The 19,504-nt window shown below is 42.7% G+C and carries 15 protein-coding genes; 6 read left to right on the forward strand and 9 right to left on the reverse strand.

What is annotated here, in order from left to right:
• The 5 genes from VMW01_07250 to VMW01_07270 form a co-directional block, all read left to right on the forward strand.
• On the forward strand, nt 1–1,952 hold a 1,952-nt coding region (locus VMW01_07250), incomplete at its 5' end, for a glycosyltransferase (protein ID HUW06040.1).
• 6 nt (nt 1,953–1,958) lie between these two features.
• On the forward strand, nt 1,959–3,590 hold the full coding sequence (locus VMW01_07255) for an alpha-glucosidase (protein HUW06041.1): 1,632 nt from the start codon (nt 1,959–1,961) through the stop codon (nt 3,588–3,590).
• Between the two features lie 290 nt (nt 3,591–3,880).
• The gene (locus VMW01_07260; GenBank protein ID HUW06042.1) at nt 3,881–6,343 is read left to right on the forward strand and encodes an AMP-binding protein; all 2,463 of its coding nucleotides are present in this window, start codon (nt 3,881–3,883) and stop codon (nt 6,341–6,343) included.
• 184 nt (nt 6,344–6,527) lie between these two features.
• A complete protein-coding gene (locus tag VMW01_07265) occupies nt 6,528–7,475 on the forward strand; it encodes a magnesium transporter CorA family protein (protein ID HUW06043.1) in 948 nt (315 codons plus the stop codon).
• A gap of 284 nt (nt 7,476–7,759) precedes the next feature.
• Entirely contained in the window at nt 7,760–8,710 is a 951-nt protein-coding gene (locus VMW01_07270; protein HUW06044.1) for a cation diffusion facilitator family transporter, read from the forward strand.
• A 14-nt stretch (nt 8,711–8,724) separates the two neighbouring features.
• Here VMW01_07270 and VMW01_07275 read toward each other — a convergent pair whose 3' ends face one another.
• From VMW01_07275 to VMW01_07285, 3 genes are all read right to left on the reverse strand, one after another.
• Nucleotides 8,725–10,134, reverse strand: a complete 1,410-nt coding sequence (locus VMW01_07275) for an AcvB/VirJ family lysyl-phosphatidylglycerol hydrolase (protein ID HUW06045.1) — start codon at nt 10,132–10,134, stop codon at nt 8,725–8,727.
• A gap of 12 nt (nt 10,135–10,146) precedes the next feature.
• Nucleotides 10,147–12,765: a phosphatidylglycerol lysyltransferase domain-containing protein gene (locus tag VMW01_07280; GenBank protein HUW06046.1), complete on the reverse strand. Its 2,619-nt coding sequence runs from the start codon at nt 12,763–12,765 to the stop codon at nt 10,147–10,149.
• Nucleotides 12,766–12,890: 125 nt separating this feature from the next.
• Nucleotides 12,891–13,070, reverse strand: coding sequence for a hypothetical protein (locus VMW01_07285; GenBank protein ID HUW06047.1), 180 nt, complete (start codon nt 13,068–13,070; stop codon nt 12,891–12,893).
• Nucleotides 13,071–13,183: 113 nt separating this feature from the next.
• Here VMW01_07285 and VMW01_07290 point away from each other — a divergent pair, with 113 nt between their 5' ends.
• Complete coding sequence (locus VMW01_07290) at nt 13,184–15,607, forward strand: sodium-translocating pyrophosphatase (protein HUW06048.1); 2,424 nt, start codon at nt 13,184–13,186, stop codon at nt 15,605–15,607.
• A gap of 124 nt (nt 15,608–15,731) precedes the next feature.
• Here VMW01_07290 and VMW01_07295 read toward each other — a convergent pair whose 3' ends face one another.
• The 6 genes from VMW01_07295 to VMW01_07320 form a co-directional block, all read right to left on the reverse strand.
• Entirely contained in the window at nt 15,732–17,270 is a 1,539-nt protein-coding gene (locus VMW01_07295) for an SHOCT domain-containing protein (GenBank protein HUW06049.1), read from the reverse strand.
• Between the two features lie 47 nt (nt 17,271–17,317).
• The gene (locus VMW01_07300; GenBank protein HUW06050.1) at nt 17,318–17,773 is read right to left on the reverse strand and encodes a hypothetical protein; all 456 of its coding nucleotides are present in this window, start codon (nt 17,771–17,773) and stop codon (nt 17,318–17,320) included.
• 11 nt (nt 17,774–17,784) lie between these two features.
• Complete coding sequence (locus VMW01_07305; protein HUW06051.1) at nt 17,785–18,258, reverse strand: hypothetical protein; 474 nt, start codon at nt 18,256–18,258, stop codon at nt 17,785–17,787.
• A gap of 243 nt (nt 18,259–18,501) precedes the next feature.
• Nucleotides 18,502–18,714, reverse strand: coding sequence for a hypothetical protein (locus tag VMW01_07310; GenBank protein HUW06052.1), 213 nt, complete (start codon nt 18,712–18,714; stop codon nt 18,502–18,504).
• A 59-nt stretch (nt 18,715–18,773) separates the two neighbouring features.
• Nucleotides 18,774–19,103 carry a hypothetical protein gene (locus VMW01_07315; protein ID HUW06053.1) on the reverse strand — a complete coding sequence of 110 codons (330 nt, stop codon included), beginning with the start codon at nt 19,101–19,103 and terminating at the stop codon, nt 18,774–18,776.
• 42 nt (nt 19,104–19,145) lie between these two features.
• Entirely contained in the window at nt 19,146–19,316 is a 171-nt protein-coding gene (locus tag VMW01_07320; protein ID HUW06054.1) for a hypothetical protein, read from the reverse strand.
• Nucleotides 19,317–19,504 lie beyond the last annotated feature (188 nt).

Genomic DNA, 19,504 nt, shown 5'->3' on the forward strand with positions numbered 1-19,504 from the left:
GCCACATGGGCATATTCGCTGGGCTTGCTGGAACCTATTTGCATGTGCCAAATCTCAAGGAGCGCAGGAAAACTCAACCACTATCGGAACTTGCCTTGGAGGCAATTCGGGAGGGCCGCATGGCTCCCTATGGCTCCCACAACAACAGCGAAAAGCTCACCGTTGCATTTCTAGAATACTTTTTTCAAATTGCGCTTTACAGCAAGGACCCCGGCCTACTTAGAATTCTGCTTCATAAAGGAACTACGCGTGATAAGCTCATTGCCATTGGAGTATCCAACGGTTTCGCTGAACTTAAGCGCCACAAGATAACCATGAACTTCATCGAGATGTTTCACAAATGCTTCTGTGGTGTAACACCTCACTTCACCAAGCGATGGTTTGTCCCCAAAGTTTATAAGCCCATTTTCGATGAAGCCATAAAAATTGCCGACACGCGTAACGAAAAACCGGAGTTGATGGTTGAAACATTTAGAACCTCCATCTCCGCTATTTTTGAACAGCTAAACATCATTCTTGCCCAACGGCTGACAACAAAGTTGGAAGCACTCCTATCGAGCGGAGCCAAAGAGAAACTAAACCTCAACCATCTCATCGAAAGTTTTGAGGTACCGAGCCAATTCCGCACCATCCTTGATAGCTCGAAAAGCGGGAACGGTATACAACAAATCAACGGCATGACAACTATGAACGTGTCAGCCTTTCTTGACGGGCTCTCCTTCCCCTTCCTCACAGCAGCACTCGTACTAGGAGCGACCTTTACTAGCGCTCACGTAATTTACAATACACGGCCGCTACTCAACTCCTTTGCTAACCAAATGGGACGATTCCGTCACCCCAAGCGAATGCTTTGGCTAACCGACACTTTTGAGGATAAAAACGGCGTAGCACTCGTTCTCAAATCCATTCATCAGGAGATAAAGCGGAGAAATCTACCTATCGACCTGCTTGTATGTAGCAGCACTCTTGAACCCGACGACCACCTTATCGTTGTTAAGCCCCAGGCAGAGTTCAACATCCCGTTCTACGAACAGCAACCGGTCCGTATTCCAAATGTGCTGGAAATTCACGACCTGTTTCTGAATGGTGAGTATGACCGTATTATGTGCTCCACTGAAGGAGCCATGGGCCTTATTTCGCTCTATTTGAAGAATGCCTACTCCGTCCCCACACACTTCTACATCCACACCGACTGGATTATGTTTGCCCGCAAGGTGCTCAATTTCGACGTTCATAACCTCAACCGGTTTCGCCGATTACTACGAGCATTTTACGGCAGCTTCGACAGCCTGTTTGTACTCAACACCGACCAACAAAAATGGCTCACCGGAAAGAGCATGGCCTTTGAGCCTGAGAAAGTATTCCTTACCGCTCACTGGGCTGACGAAGGATTTGAACCAAAACAAAAGTCGAAAGCTGAAATTTTTGGAGTTGAAGAGCATGAAACGGTAGTTCTATTTGCTGGTAGAATTAGCAACGAAAAAGGAGTAATGGAACTCCCTGCTATTTATGGTGAAGTAAGAGCACAATACCCATCCGTTCGCTTTGCCATTGCAGGAACAGGCCCAGCGGAACCTGAATTAAAAGAAGCCTTGCCCGAAGCGATTTACCTTGGCTGGGTAGATCATAACGAATTGGTGGATGTATACTCGGCAGCAGATCTGCTCATTCTTCCCTCAAAGTTCGACACATTTGGATGCGTAGTGCTCGAGGCCTTAAGCTGTGGATTACCTGTTGTTGCTTACAAAACAAAAGGGCCAAAGGATATCATTCTGGATGGTGAAAACGGCTATCTCTCCCCTAGCAGGACCGATATGGTAAAAAAGATAGGGCAATTCATCCAAAATCCAGACTTACAAAAAACATTTAAAGTGGCAGCATTGGAGCGAGCTAAGTTCTTCAGCACCGATAGAATAGTAAACCAACTACTTCAGGATGTTAAGCTAGCATAGGTTAGAATGTCCAAAGGAGGGAAGCAATCCAAGAATTGGATATGGTGGAAGCATGGGGTAGTATACCAAATCTACCCCCGTAGCTTTTATGACTCCAACGGGGACGGCATTGGCGATATCCCTGGAATTATTCAAAAGTTAGATTATCTCACCTCTCTTGGCATCGATGCCGTATGGCTTTCTCCCGTATATGAATCACCCATGTACGATTTTGGCTACGATATCCGCAACTACCGGAACATCGACCCAATTTTTGGCACTCTCCACGATTTTAAGGTATTGCTGAAAGAGGCTCATCATAGAAACATTCGGATTATAATGGATATGGTGATGAACCATACCTCACACCAGCATCCTTGGTTTTTGGAATCGAAGGCATCGCGGAGCAATGCAAAGCGAAATTGGTATATCTGGTCCAATGGCAAGGGACCTCTGCCGCCCAACAACTGGCTTTCAGCTTTTGGCGGAAGTGCTTGGGAATGGGATTCATCAACCGAGCAGTACTACATGCACTCCTTTCTTAAGGAACAACCCGACCTAAACTGGCGCAACGAGGAGATGGCCGACACCTTTTTTCAGGAGATAACCTTTTGGCTCAACCTTGGCGTAGATGGTTTCCGACTGGATGTTATTAACTGGATTGGAAAAGATAAAAAGTTTCGAGACAATCCATTCTGGCTTAAACTTCTTGGCATTCAGAAGCACCAATACGACCGTAACAGAGCCATCTCGCACAAGGTGGTTAAACGGTTACGCAAGCAACTTGATGCGCACAAAGACAAACTGCTCGTTGGGGAGGTATTTGTCTTTCCTCCCGGTAATCCAGCACTTGCAGCGAGTTATCTGGGAAAGAACAATGACGAACTGCATCTCGCATTCGATTTCTCGCTCATTTACCGCTGGTGGAGCGCAAAGTTGTTTTACAAATGCTTAAAGCGCTGGTACGATCATATTCCAGAGAACGGATGGCCGGCACTGGTACTCTCCAACCACGATATGCCTCGCGCTATTAGTCGTTATGGCAAAGGAAGAGAAAAGACAAAAAAGGCACGGGTAGCCGCATTTTTAATTCTAACCGCCAAAGGAACACCGTTTCTCTACTACGGGGAAGAGATTGGAATGCCCAACTTAAAATTACCTAAAAGTCAAATCAGTGATCCGCTGGGCAAACGCTACTGGCCTATCTATCCAGGAAGAGATCCGTCAAGAGCACCAATGCAGTGGAGCAGCGAGCGCTACGCCGGATTTTCAACAACCACTCCTTGGATTAAGGTGGACCCTTGCTACAAAAAAGTGAATGTCGAAGATCAACAAAAGGACCACCACTCCTTGTTGAATACCTACCAAAAACTCATTCAACTTCGGAAAAAAAGTTGGGCGCTTCAAGCTGGCGATCATCAGTTTGTAAAAACCGGAAGAAATGGGATACTCGCCTACCTAAGGATTTATGGCAGTGAGAAGATGCTTGTTGTACTCAATTTTTCTGGGCAGGAAAGGGAAGCAGAAATTCCAGAAAAGAGTGGTATTGAATGGGCTGTGGTTGCAGCCACCCACCTGCCTGTTGGTACCTATTTTGAAAAACTACAGTTTAAGTTAAACCCTTACGAGGCAATCGTCCTCAAAAAATTGCCCAGTTAACAAACAGAATGCAAGCCTGTTTGTTTATATATTAAGGTAATGCAGACAATGGTTTATACCGTTTCCTTTAATAAGGATATGCCTCCAATAGGGTCGATATTTGACACTTGAAAAACGCCTTTGCACGGTAAAATGAGACCATCGATAAAACAGCAACCCACCAAAAAAATAGGCAAGCAATAAAAAAGCTACTTTTGCCAACCATGGGTGATTCGTGAAAGAGTAATTGTGGAAACATTTTGACCACAAATTTTTCGGCCATTGGATGAACACCTGAAAATATTTTGCAAATGATAAAGGCAGAAAACATTAGTAGTGTAGCCATCGTTTCGAAGAACGAGAAAATTCCTTATGGTCAACTTTTTGGACATATTGCGGAATTAGCCCAAACCTTTTCTGGAAAAGGCTATACGAGAGTAGCCATCTACGCCGAAAACAGGCCAGAGTGGATTTATGCGTTTTATGCAGCTTGGAAGAATGGATGCACCGTTATTCCCATTGACTTCTCGGCAGCTGCCGATGATGTTGCCTACATCATTAACGACTGCAAGCCCGACTTGCTTTTCGCCAGCAACACTACAAAAGAGGCCCTAGAGAAGATTCAGCCCAACCTTCAGCATATACCTGAAATTGCTTTTCTCAACGAGCAAACTTTCTCACAAAACAGTCTGGAAACAGGTGTCAATCAGCCAGCGGATATTGAAAGCACTGCCGTAATTATCTACACCTCTGGAACCACTGGAAACCCAAAAGGGGTAATGCTCTCATTCAGGAATTTGCTGGCAAACATTGAGGCAGTTTCCAAAGACGTTAAGATTTTCGATGCCAACAGGCAGGTTCTCATTCTACTGCCACTACACCACATCTTCCCACTAGTCGGCTCCTTAGTAGCGCCGCTCTTTGTTGGTGCATCGGTAGTTATTGCACCCTCCATGCAGTCATCAGATCTGCTAGAAACTCTAAAGCAAAACGAGGTAGCCATCATGATTGGCGTTCCTCGGCTCTACGAACTACTATTTAAGGGGCTAAAAGCCAAACTTGACTCGAGTTTTGTGGCACGAAACCTCTTTGCCATCGTTCGCCGGCTTCACAGCCCAAAGCTTTCACGAAAAATTTTCAAGAAGGTGCACGACGGGTTTGGAGGTCATTTGGAAATAATGGTTGCTGGTGGTGCTGCCTTAAACAAGGAAGTTGGACGCTTCTTCAGAGACCTCGGGTTCGATGTGCTCGAAGGGTATGGCATGACCGAAGCCTCTCCTATGATTACCTTCACCCGACCGGGCAAGCTGCATATTGGCTCCCCCGGCCAACCACTGCCCAATATGCAGGTTGAAATCCGTGACGGAGAAATTGTGGCAAAGGGTCCCAACATAATGCAAGGCTACTACAACCGCCCCGAAGAAACCGCTGAGGTGGTAAAGGATGGATGGCTCTATACAGGAGACCTTGGCCGCATTGACAAAAAAGGGTATCTCTACATTACCGGACGAAAGAAAGAGATAATTGTTTTATCGAACGGAAAAAACGTTAATCCTGTGGAGTTGGAAGCCAAGCTCGAAAAGGCAAGCCCTTGCATTCGCGAAGCAGGAGTTTTCATGAGCAACGACCAACTTCACGCGGTTATTCTTCCGGACCTACAAGTCACTGGAGAGAAAGAGATTAAGGATATTGAAAAATATTTCAGAGAAGAGGTTATACAGGATCTAAACAGCAAACTGAGCTCCTACAAACGAATAATGCAGTTTACCATCATAAGGGAAGAGCTTCCAAGGACAAAGTTGGGAAAGATTCAGCGCTTTAAACTTTCTGAAATGGCCGAAAAGCCAACACGAGGCAAGGAGCAAGTAGCGCAACCCACTACGGTAGAATACCTAGCCGTTAAGACATTCATCGAAAGCCAGGTCGACATGGACATTTCACCCAACGACCACATCGAATTCGACATTGCTCTCGATTCACTTGGAAAGTTGAACCTGATAGACTACATCGAAAAAACCTTTGGCGTAACTATTGAGGAAGACCGACTTCTTAAGTTTCCTTCGGTAAAGGATATTTCGGAATACATCAGCGAGAAAAAGAAATGGTTTAAGGAGGGTACCCACAACTGGTCGGAGGCACTTCGAGAGAAGGTGGACGTTAAGTTACCCAAAACCTGGCCCACACAAAACTTCCTCAAAAACGTTTTCAAAACATTCTTCAAGCTTTACTTCCGCTTCCACGGCGAAGGCATGGAGAATATTCCGATGGGTCCTTGTATTATTGCACCCAACCATCAAAGCTTTTTCGATGGACTTTTTGTGGCAGCTTTTCTTCGACGAAAGATTATGAAGAAGACCTATTTTTACGCTAAGAAAAAACACGTGAACAATGGTTTTCTGCGATTTATGGCCAACACAAACAACGTAATTGTGATGGATACCAATAAGGATTTACTGGAGTCCATTCAAAAGTTGGCAGAGGTGCTTAAAAATGGCCGAAACATCATCATCTTCCCCGAAGGCACCCGTACCACTACAGGCGAGGTAGGTGAATTTAAAAAGACATTTGCCATTTTGAGCACCGAGTTAAATATTCCGGTGGTGCCCGTGGCCATTGAAGGAGCATTCGACGCCCTTCCGCACGGATCAAAGTTTCCGAAGATTGGCACCAAAGTTCATATCAAATTTTTACCGGCCGTTTATCCAGAAGGTAACACTCCAGATTCGTTAGCCGAAAAAGTTCAACGGGAAATAACTCAACGAATAGCAGGCTAGTATTAGCAGGGGTTGTAAAAATAAACACCATTTATGGGGCAGCTAAACCATCTGCCCCATTTTTTTATACCTTTGCGCCATCAAACAAATTATCCAAATAATGGACGATTACCACGCGGAGAATTTTAGGTTAAACTAGCTCTAGAGAGGTACTGCCAACTGCAACCTCTGTAGATCTTAATTTATGGAGGTAGCGAAAATGATTAATTACTGGCAAATCATTAAAAATGGTTTACTGCCCCTGCAGTCGTTTGTTAACGGAAGTGTAATAAACGTTGTAGCTCCCACGGCGGATGAACTCAACAGTCTTAGAACCACGTTCAACATTTCGGAAGACTTCCTAACCGACATCATGGATATTGATGAGCGATCGCGCATAGAGGTTGAGGACGATAAGATCTACATCATATACCGCGTTCCATTTTACAACCCAGAGAATGGCATTCCCTACGCTACCATGCCGCTGGGTATTATAATCTCCGAAGAGGCTTTCATCGTAATTTCGCAGCACGGCAACGATGTGCTCTCCGAAGTATTTTCGCGCACCATTCGCAAAACCAGCGAATATACCAACATGGTTGAGTTCCTTTTCAACATCATAAACCACTCCACCTCTGCCTTCCTTAAGTATCTGAAGCAGATTAACTACCAGACCAACCAAATTGAAAAAGATTTGGAGAAGTCGACAAAAAACAAGGAGCTGCACAAGCTCTTGCTCATGGAGAAGTGCCTAGTCTACTTTAATACATCACTTCGGTCGAACCTCATGCTAGTGAACAAGCTCAAAAACCCAAAGTATTTTCCATCGAGCAACATTCCGGAAGATATTGTGGAGGATATCACCATTGAAATAAATCAGGCACTACAGACCACCAACATCTACAGCGACATTTTGGCCGGCATGATGGACGCCTTTGCATCGGTTATCTCCAACAACTTGAACATCGTAATGAAGCAGCTCACCATCATTACCATCATCCTAATGATACCTACATTGGTTTCCAGCTTCTTTGGAATGAACGTGCCCAACATGTTTGAGAATAGCCACTTTGCCTTTGTGAGCATTCTTGCATTCTCTATTATTCTATCGGTTGTTGGCGTGCTGCTAATCCGCATAAAAAAGTGGATTTAGATGGTTGGCTAGTTGGCCGAAAAGCGTAAAATAGTGACATGTGAATAGTGAAAAATGTAGGGGCCCTGAGTCGGGAGATCGAAATTGTGCAGTAGCGCATCTTCAGCCAATGGCCTACCCTACAGCCTTTTCCCTAATAGTCTTACAACCTAAACCCCGAACTACCTACCATGCACCTTCTCGATATTCCTACCTTCATCATTCTACCAAAAACAAGGTAACCTAACGCAGATTCTGTTTCTAAAATCAATCTTTTGCTACATTTGCATGAGCAAAATTTGTTTATGGAAAAGAAAAAAATGCGTGTCGCCTTTATTTCAGTATTGGCAGCCATATTCTTAACCACCTTCAAAATAGTTATTGGAGTATTGACTGGCAGCTTGGGTATTCTTTCCGAAGCGCTGCACTCAACCCTTGACTTGGTTGCGGCCGTTATTACCTTCTTTTCCGTAAGAGTTTCTGATAAGCCTGCCGACAACGACCACAACTTTGGCCATGGAAAGGTGGAAAACCTATCGGCCTTCTTAGAAACTATTCTGCTGTTGATTACCTGCGTTTGGATTATCTATGAGGCCATTCATCGATTGGTTACAGGAAATACCGTTATCGAAATTAACGTTTGGAGTTTTGTTGTGGTGCTAACCTCTATTGCCATTGACTTTACTCGGTCGAGGGCACTTCTTAAGGTGGCCAAGGAGACCAATAGCCAAGCGCTAGAAGCCGACGCCCTACACTTCTCCACCGATATATGGAGCTCCACGGTGGTTCTATTTGGCCTAATCTTTGCCAGCTTTGGCATCTACCTTGCCGACCCCATTGCCGCTTTAGCGGTGGCCGCCATTGTAATCTACATTTCAGTTAGGCTTGGGAAGAAGTCGATTGAAGTGCTTCTCGATAAGGTGCCGGAGGAGACAAGGCGAAAAGTGGAGGGAATTATGGCAAAGGTTTCTGAAATCACCGCCTTTCACGACTTAAAGGTAAGAACTTCTGGCGCTGATACGTTTGTGGAGGTAAATATTCATGTCGACCCCGAACTTTCGATTGGTGAAGCGCATATGATTACCGACAAGATTGAAGATGATATCCGCGAGGCCATCCCGCGGTGTGAGGTGCATGTTCATGCTGAACCGGAAGAACTCCATGTATTCGCCACCAACATTAACAGGACAATGACTACTCAGGCCAAATCAATCTTCACCAAGAAAAAGTTGGCCAATCGATTGCACAAGAATTGATAAAAGAGAAGCCGCTACCTGATTTTTAGTGGAGCGAGAACGGCGGAGATAATCTCTTTGTAGCTATCGCCATAGTGATGGCCTCCCTTCAGAATCAAGATCTGTGCACCCAGTTTACGAAACAGCTCCTGATCCTGCTCCTCATCTTCGTCGGAGCCGTATATGCATATCTTTGGCACATAGCTCATCTTCTTCACCTCAGGCGCCACATCGTAACCACTCTCCATATCGAGGTTGAGCATGCTGCTGATGGTAACCTCAAAATCGGTTTTATCGTCAGGGGAGAGCATGGCCACCATAACTAACCTGCTTTTTAAACTTGGCGAAAGCCGATTAGCCACAAATGGAACTACATCTGCCCCAAAGGAGTAACCCATGAGCAAAATCTTTTCGCGCCCAAACTTTTTGGAGAAGAACAGCAGCAATTTTTCTGCGGCAGCAGCCGTCTCCTCCGGTGTTTTCTTCTCCCAAAAATACTTCTGCGTATCAAGCCCAACCGATGGAATTCCACGACTAGCCAGCTCGTTGGCCAGCGATTGGTCAAAATCGGTCCAGCCGCCATCGCCAGAAATAAGCAAGGCCATCAAAGGGCTACTCCCCTTAGTAGCATCTGTTTCCAAGAATGGAAGATCGGCAATCTCCGAGGCAGCAATGTTCGGCTCGGATGGCTGCACTGAACCACCAAAGGGTTTTGCCGCTTGAATACGCTGAACTGAGCTGAGCAGCACCTTTTCCCAATCCATTACTTCGCCAACCTTTTCGGGAACGCTCACATCGGCGTTTTCCATACCCTTAAAGAACTTTTGACACGCCGCAATTTCTCCATCCTTCTCCTTCCCAAAAGGGATCACCACAAAAGGTGCCAGCAACTTTGCAGAGGCCATCACCGATACTTTGCTATGCTTTGCATTCAGCAACGATTGTAGTCCCGATCCTCTACAAAACTTCTTGTTAAGATCAATGGTGGAAGAAAAACCTAGCGCAACACCACCCTTGAATGTATTGGCTGGAGCCTGGGCTATTAATGCATAAGTTAGCGTAGCACCCGCCTCCCTTCCAATCAAAATTGGCTTATGATACGTTTTTAATCCAAACTTTTTCTGAATGTATATGCTCAGATTTTCAAAGTCTGATGCAGGATAGAGACATTTGCTCTTCGACTCCACAAATAGCGTCATCAGGTGGCGCAGGTCAACGCACACCACCATTAAGTGCTGGTCGGTTATCCGTTTGGCAATTGCATCCATTTCACTTGTCCATCCACCCTTATCCGAAATAATTATGGCAACGCCCGCGGGATTTGCACCAGGATTCAACACTACAACTCTTCCAAATGGCTTATAAACAAGTGTATCGGCTTTACTCCAAGCATAACCCGAAATTGTTATAAAAACAAAGGCGATAAGTGCTAAATACCTCTTCATGGTGACCAAATATTACTGTTTAAAAACCCTAGACAAGGCAACTGGCGATTGGAGTAAGTCGTAGCCATGCTCATACACCAAATATCTATTTTGCCACTCTGGGAAGAACTTCTCCTTAAAATTTCGAAGTCCTTTATATCTTGAAAACACTCGTATCTCCTCGTATGCAAACCGCATGGTTCGTTCGGAAATATCCTTGGCGCGATCCAGTCCCGACATTGGCGCAAGGCCCATGTTCACATACTTATATCCCGAATCTTTAAAGTGAAAAAAAAGATTAACCAAAAGAAACTCCAAGGTGTCATCAGGGGCATCGGATGTCCTGCGGATTAGGTCATAGGTTGCTTCTTCTGGAACATAATCAGGGATAATATTGGCAAAAGCGATAACCTTCTCCTCTGCATTTTCGATGGTCACTACGGTTTGATTTTTCAACGTATCACTGTTAAACTTTCCTTGGGCAAATACCATTTCGGTATACCCTTGGTCGGCAAGCCAGTCGTCCGATACGGCCTTCAACTTTTGCATTAGTCCTGCCTTAAGTGGTGGTTGATACACCTTGAAACTCCACCCTGCATCATTCATGCGATTAATTGCACTCCTCATCGATCGTCTCGATCGACCTTCAATTGTAAATTCATCCAGTGCGACCACGGCCTCCTGCCCAATTAGCATGGCCTTTTTATGAATACTCCGGTAGGTCTCCAAGTACTCCTCCGGCACGCGATAAAACAGTGGCATAAGTCCATTTTGGTAGCAGAACCTATCGAACTCATGGACGGCCATCTTCATATCCTCCCTTGATTGGCACACCGGATTTTCGAGCACTACGGCGTAATTCCCGGTAATGCGGTAGGCAATAAACCCATCAACCGAAGTGGTAAAGTAGAAAAGCTTATCGGTTGAATATTTGAAGTAGTCAAGTGAGGAATTTCCAAAGCGATGCACCATACCTGTTGCCCGAGACAGTGCCTCTTCCTCCTTTTCATCCCTGAACACATAAGGGCGAAATAGGGTATAAACCAGAAAGGCAATTGAACTAATACCGGCAAAGTTGATGGATAGAAGAAAGTTTCTGGCAAACTTATCATGGGCGATCAAGTCGGGAGGGTTTTGCAGAAAAAATCCCTGCACGGTATAGTAAGCCGATTGGCTCAAACTAAAATCATGATGAAAATGCTTCTTATCGAGGTAGTAGAATCCCACAATTCCGTAGAGCATAACCACCGCCGCCGAGAACAGGGCTGTCTTGACTCCTAGAATTCGCAGCGAGGGATTGCTACGAACATAATACTGCTTTCGGGTTAACCACAGCGACAGCACAAGAAGCATGGCAAACATTGCCTCCTCATAATCGATAGCCTTGGTGAGGTTGGCGGCAATGGAAACGATGGCCAGCACCATGGCCACATTCCAAGTTATGCGCAATCCCTTTAGCAGAAAGGCTGAGGTGGCTAGCAAGAATATTCCGGACGCAAGGGTAAAGTAAACCGATGCATTGATGGCGGACATGGGTAAAAAATCTCGGATAAGTGCAAAACGCTCTGGAATGGCAGGTGTAACAGCCGACACAATGTTTATCACACCCAAAAAGAAAGTTAGAAGCGATGGTACTACTCGAAGAACGAGACTATTGCGAACAAGCACAAAGCTGAGGGCACCTCCAATTAGCGGGAGCCAAAACTCGAAGAACCGGTAAAGGAATGTTATTGAAACAGCCTCCATGGTGGAAAAGCCAAACCGGGTGAGGATAAAAGCTAACGAGAGTTCTATGGCTCCAAGACCTCGGAGAAATGGCGAGAGGAGGAGAAAAAGTATGGATACGATGTAGCCGATTATTGCAGCCTCCCAGCTACCTACAAAACCCAATGCCTTCATGGCAATCCATAGGTGACCTATTCCGCAAAACTCAATAAAGACAGAGGTGATGATGGTTAAGATAAACGACTTTACCTTGAACGACTGAGCCTGTACCTCCTCAATAACCGACGCAAACTGAGGACTAAACCGAACAATGATTCGATACACCACACGTCCCTTAATGGCCGATCGAAAAATCCAATATAAGAGGGCAACAAAGGCGACTATTCCAGTAAATGCATACACCTCCCCGCTCGAAAGATTTTTAGTAATAGCAAGGTAGAGGAGGCTGGGAATAGCCACTAAAATAACGGAGACAATTCCTACGATAGCATAGATGCTCGAGGCAATGTGAATCTGCGTTTTAGAAATATTCTGCTTTTCAATGGGCTTGGTAAAAAAGGCCAACGAGGAGATACCTCCTGCCGGCAAAAAAATGCTAATAAAATTTCGTTTAAGGAAAAGAAGTATGGCGTTTCGAAACCCAATTTTACAGCCCAGCGATCGAAAACTGAAGACATACATCAATGCCTGCAACAAAACATAGGTCAAGGTTATTACCAGCCCTAGGAGTACCCAAGATGCACTTGCGTTGGTTAGAGCACTCTTGATATTCTGAAATTCCGCACCCTGGTGAAGGAAAAAGTATATGGCCACCGAAAGGAAAAATGCAGCAATGATAAACTGAATGAGCATTTTTCGATTTTCAGAAATCAACTTCTGAAAGCCAAGCTGGGCTGTCAATCTCTTTAATACATGGCTGTGCTGCATAGATTATCAGTTAGGCGCATTTGTAAACAGAAAAAAGAACGTAAAGTTAGAAAGAAGCCCTAATCACTAGGCATCGTTTGCATAATTTAACGTTCCCGACTCATCCTTCTTTATTCCACAATATATCAATTTTTATCAGGCAAAGCAAGCATTGCTAAGTGCCTATCAAAAGAAACATCATCCTTTTCTATCCATGCTTCAACGCCATGAGAATAAAAATAGAATTCAATTGCAGCAACCTGATTCGGCCAATTAAAATTATATTGAATAGAAAAAAGAAAAGGTAATTTGGTCATCCTATTCATTCATTCGCTATTTTAGAGGGAAAATTATATTGATCCTTGTCATGAATTGCCACAATGTTAAATACGATAAAAATCGACCTAAACATTTATAACTAGTTCAAAAAACAAACTTTATGAAAAAAGGATTACTGCTTGGCCTAATGGGGACCCTACTCTTTCCCTTGGCTGCATCTGCCAGTGAGGCCGACCTAAAGATCCCCGAGCTGAGTGCAGGGCAAAACCATCTCTTAATGATCGGCATTCTGGTGTGCATTCTTGGTTTTGTCTTCGGAATATACCAGTTTTTGAAAGTAAGAAGAATAAAGGCACACTCTTCAATGCTTGAAGTTGGCCAAATTATCTTCGAAACCTGCAAAACCTATCTTTTGCAGCAGGGCAAGTTTTTAATTCTTCTTTTCACCTTTATTGCCCTATTTATTTCGTTCTACTTTGGAGGGCTCCAGAGCACCTCATTTGGAGGTGTAATGCTCATCCTCATGTGGACGGTAATTGGGGTATTGGGCTCCTATGGTGTTGCATGGTTTGGAATTCGCATGAATACCCTCGCCAACAGCCGCATGGCCTTCGCCTCCCTCGAGCGCAAACCACTCAAACTCCTCAACATTCCGTTGGATGCAGGTATGAGCATTGGTGTGGTGCTCATTTCGGTGGAGCTCATTATGATGCTTACCATACTGATATTTGTTCCTCGGGAGTATGCCGGTGCCAGCTTTATTGGCTTTGCCATTGGTGAATCGCTTGGAGCCAGCGCCCTTCGTATTGCAGGAGGTATCTTCACCAAGATTGCTGATATTGGTTCGGACCTGATGAAGATTGCCTTCAACATTAAGGAGGACGACCCGCGCAACCCCGGCGTTATTGCCGACTGCACTGGTGACAATGCTGGTGACAGCGTTGGACCAACCGCCGATGGTTTTGAAACCTATGGTGTTACCGGCGTAGCTCTCATCTCCTTCATCGTTCTTTCGGTTACCAGCATTCAATACCAAACGGAGCTGCTCACCTGGATCTTCGCCATGCGTATCCTCATGATTGGCACCTCCATTTTTTCGTTCTGGATTAACAGATACATCAGCAACCTCCGCTATAGCACCAAGGATGATATCGACTTTGAGCGACCACTCACCAACCTCATTTGGATCACCTCCATTATGTCTATCCTAGTTACTTACGCCATCAGCTACATTCTAATTGGTCCAGGAACTGTTCTTGGAACCGATGATTCCAGCTTATGGCTCGTACTCTCCTCGATCATCAGCTGTGGAACATTAGGTGCTGCGCTTATTCCGGAGTTCACCAAAATTTTCACCAGTCCAAAGTCGAAGCACGTGAACGAGGTTGTTCAAGCTTCCCGCGAAGGTGGAGCATCTCTCAACATTCTCTCGGGTTTGGTTGCCGGTAACTTCAGCGCCTTCTGGATGGGCATGGTATTCTTTGTGCTTATGTTCCTAGCCTACTTCTTTAGCCAATTTGGTCTACATGCCATTATGGGCTACGAAACCATCTTTGCATTTGGTTTAGTGGCCTTCGGATTCTTGGGCATGGGACCAGTTACAATTGCAGTAGATAGCTACGGACCGGTTACCGATAATGCACAATCGGTGTATGAACTTTCGCTCATTGAGGGAAGACCAAATGTTGCTGCCGAAATTGAAAAGGATTTTGGGTTTAAACCCGATTTTGAAAAGGCAAAGCACTACCTCGAAGCCAACGATGGTGCCGGGAATACCTTTAAGGCAACCGCTAAGCCTGTTCTTATCGGAACGGCGGTTGTAGGTGCCACCACCATGATATTCTCGCTAATTCTGGTGATCAAAAACACCCTTGGTATTCAGCCCGAGATGGTGCTTAACCTGCTCAATCCATGGTCGATCCTTGGATTTATTGCCGGTGGTGCAGTTATTTACTGGTTTACCGGTGCATCAATCCAGGCCGTTTCTACCGGAGCTTACCGTGCCGTAGAGTATATTAAGCAGCACATTAACCTCGATCCCGGAGCCAGCGCATCGGCCAGCACCGAGAACTCCAAGGAGGTGGTGAAGATCTGCACCCAGTATGCGCAAAAGGGGATGATCAACATCTTTATTGCCATATTCTCGTTTGCCATTGCCTTCTCGTTTATGTCGGCTCCTTCCGGAACGGGTGATCCGGTTAAGGCAGCATCGGTATCTCTATTCATCAGCTACCTCATCTCCATTGCCGTATTTGGATTGTTCCAGGCCATCTTTATGGCTAACGCTGGTGGTGCCTGGGATAATGCCAAGAAGGTGGTAGAGGTAGACCTTCAGGAGAAGGGAACCCCTCTCCATGAGGCAACCGTTGTAGGCGATACCGTTGGTGACCCATTTAAGGACACCTCCTCCGTTTCGCTCAACCCCATTATCAAGTTCACCACGCTGTTTGGTCTGCTTGCCATGGAGATTGCCATTTCGGAGCGCTTCCGCGACATTGCTCCATACGTAGGCGTAATATTCCTAATTATCGCGCTGGTATTTGTGTGGAGGTCGTTCTACAGCATGCGAATTCCTAAAAAGTAAGATAGTTCTTGCACTAATTTGAAGAGGGATGCCTGTTGAGCGTCCCTCTTTTTTGCCCAGCCATTAAAAACCTTTTTGATTGTTTTTAAATAGCAGAAGATGAGTGGCATAAGCGATTTGCGGGTTAATAATATTTCGTTGAATTTTCTACTAATTCTCCATCAATCCAATCCTCTGTGTACCATATCTTTTTTGATTTTCTGGTTTCACTACTTGAATATTTAGTCATCTTCCCATGTCTTTTCCCATATCGATACATTTCGGTGTAATTAACTACATTTCCTATTTCATCAGAATAATGCCCATTAGCCGACCAATAATGGGTTTGCAAACCATGTAAATGACCATTGTAGTAGTTCTCAATACTTGTCAGAATATATTCTTCTGAAGAATAGTAATTCGCTTCGAACCTTCCATAGTACTTCCACTTACCATGCTTATTACCATCTACGTATAGACCTTCAGCAATAACTTCACCGTACTTATCGTAATACTTACAACTGCCATGATAATTACCGTTAAACAATTTTGAAGTTACGATTCTTTCTCTACCGTTCATTTCTTGTACTGGTTCAGTCTTAATATTTTCGTCAATAACTGTTAAATCAAAAGGATTACCATTTTTGTAATTTATAGTTTTATATATTTTCCCCTCAGGGGTATAGTATTTGCAGATACCATCTAAATAACCATATTTAAATCTCCCATTCACATAGATTCTATCATTATAGTATATTGAAAAACTACCATTAAATACACCATATAGTTTTTCTTCACCTAAACTACCATCTAAAAAACCATTAGTAACGATTTTATCTTTACCAACTTTAATATCCATTGAATAAGATTCATAATATTCTTTTTGAGTGTTAAAATGATTAGTTATTAATAGAATAGAATCATAGTTTATAGAATTATCAAATTTGCAATAGAATGCTATCTGTTTGTCTTTTGCAAACCACTCTCCTCTCATGATACCATTTTCCACAAGACCTTTTGATTTGGCAATCCCATTTTCATCAAACAGTTCATGCATACCTGTCTTGAGGTAAATTGTATCACCCCCAACTATTTCAAATGAATCTTTTCGAATGAAGTAAATTTCATAAGGGATTTTCTCCCCATGGGCATTGTATTGATAAGTAATAACTCGTTTAATATTGGGATTATAAGTAAACTTTGAGTATAGATTGACATTGAAGAATTGAGAAGCCATAATTAAAATAGGGAAACTTAGCATTATTAATGAAGAAATCAGTTTGGAAAACTTTAATTGAAGTGCTTTAAACAAAAAAAGGTAGATAACTATTGAAATTGGTATTATTAAGAGAATTGAAATGTAAGAATTATCAAGACTACCTAAGTAAATTCCCATTGCAACTAAATATATTAATGAAGCAATACTGATGTATTGTGCAATCTTGTCTTTGGGAAATGCTTTATTTTCAGAATTTTTAATTTCTAGATTGGAATCGTTCACCCCTTCTGTATTTAACACCTCATTCTCTTGATTTGACCCATCTTTTAAAATTGACGATTCTTCAGAATGAAGAAATTTCGCTTTTGATAGAACTTTCTTTTTCAGGGTCTGAAATTCATCTTCACTTATAGCTCCTTGGTCTAAAAGTTTCTTAAGTCTATTAATTTCTTCTGCTGAGTTCATATTTATTTAATTTAAATGCATTAATAATATTCAAATTAGTCCCTTCTTTAGGATTTATCTTTCTTTTTCATCGAACCCCAACCTGCAACGTAAAGGCCATTACCATCGTCATAGATAATCATATTGGTAAATGCTCTTGCCACCAGCGAATTATCACCATAACTACCTCCGGCTTTATCAAAATTGATATTTCTATATTTGCCGGTAGCGTTTGTATAACCTTGAACAGGACTTAGTGAAAATGTGCCACTTTCATCTGGTTGTGAAGACCATGATGGTTCATCATCGGTATAAGCAGTTTGCATCCACCCCTTGAAGTTCGTTCCAACTATTTGTAACTTATAGTGAGTATATACGCCATCTTCATGGTCGTAACCAACCCAAGTTCCTTGCATATCTTTTATTACAGCCTGTTCATCCTTAATATCAACTTTAAAAAATGAGCCAAAAATAGCCAACATTACAACTATTATTACTATAGCTCCACAGCCAATCTTTTTCATTCTTTTAAATATTAATTTTCATCAGGAGAACCACCATATATACCAGCATTATTTGGGTCACATGACACATTGAGAGGTGCTAAGGTAGGAGAACCGTCATAAGATGATGGATAATACACACAATAATCATTAACACCATTACTACTCGAGTATTTAATAATTGAATAATTTGTGCCGTCAATTCCGTACTTTTTTACAGCATTTATTACATCTTCTGGAATATTGCCATTAATTAATTGCCAAGTACCTGAAAAATGATTTCTATCGACAGTATTTTGCCCAGTCATACGTGTAACCTCACCCGATTCAAAAGTACCATCGCAATTAAGAGTTGTCCCGGTATCATCACTAACACCTTCGGTTATTGGACTTGGAATGCTACTTGTATATCTTTTCCCACAAATGTCTCGCTTTTTGACATTTGAGAAATTACTACATGACATCATTAAAATTGTTAAGATGAATAAAGTTGTAATTTTCTTCATGACTTATTATTTTAGAAAAATACCTATTGTTACAATTGCCATTATCACTCTATTGACAATGGGTTATAGTTCCACATTAGCCTCCTTTGATAAGTTCGGGAGAAGCCTGATTACACGTCATATCCAGAAGTAATGCTCTTTTACCAGAACCTCTTCCTTGCAGCAGGGTTAAGGTTTACTATTTTTACGCTAGCAACAGTCCGATTGGCACGGATAAGGACATCTATACCCGATTTCGTAATATTAAATTGATATTTCATATCTAACAGCCAGACTAAAACCATTCGCAGTGAATTCCTTAGCATTATTTTTTAGAATCTCATGAGCAGTCAGAATATGCTTCAAATCAAAGATTTTTAGCAGTATTACAATTGCTTTATTATCATTATCAAAATTAATGCCTAGGATGCGAATCTTTTGATCATCCAAATCATTCATTAAATCAAGTACATTCATAATTCTTAAGTTTTTAAAGTTGTAATTGCAGAACCATAATTAATCATTGTATGAAGTCGTCAAATTGTTTTTGGGCAGAGCCTAAAAAATATTATCCAATACGTAGGTCTTTCCTGAGATTGGGTTATAAATAGCGAATTCAATTGTTCCTCCTGTGAGTAAATTGGTATTCTTTCAACATCTAATCGAGTACCCAACCATTCAACAACTTTATTAATATTGTTAACATTATTACTCTTAACGAAAAATCTATCTATTGTGTCATTCGAATATAAATCTTTCATTTTATTGTCGAAATCGACAATTGTTGCCTTAGTTTTTGTGAAATTCCATTTTTGACCGTTTGATTGGTCGACAATTTCATCTATCATTTGCTCAACTTCTTTCATAAGGCATATGTATTACGTGCTGTTTTCGCTTAATTAATTCGTTTAACCTTTTATTAAAACAATTTCATCTGCACTAACTTGCACAAAAGTTCCTGACCCTAAAGCTCGAATTCTAATCCCCTTTTGAACATTTGGATGAATTTCAATAATTTCATAGACAACTTCATTATCAACTGCGAGTCTAACCCGCTGGCCAATTTTAAACTTTTCCATAACAACATCATTTTTTTGTAAATACTTTCATTACTTGAAAAATTAGTATCTAACCATGTTTTTCTTGATTGCCCACTATACTATTTGTATTGTGGTTTGATTGAATTAGCACCTCTTCAACCCAACTTTCTCAACCAAATATATCACACCCTTACCCCAACCTAAAGTCGGTTTATTTAACGTAGAAT

This window comes from Williamwhitmania sp., from assembly GCA_035529935.1.
Lineage (GTDB): Bacteria > Bacteroidota > Bacteroidia > Bacteroidales > Williamwhitmaniaceae > Williamwhitmania.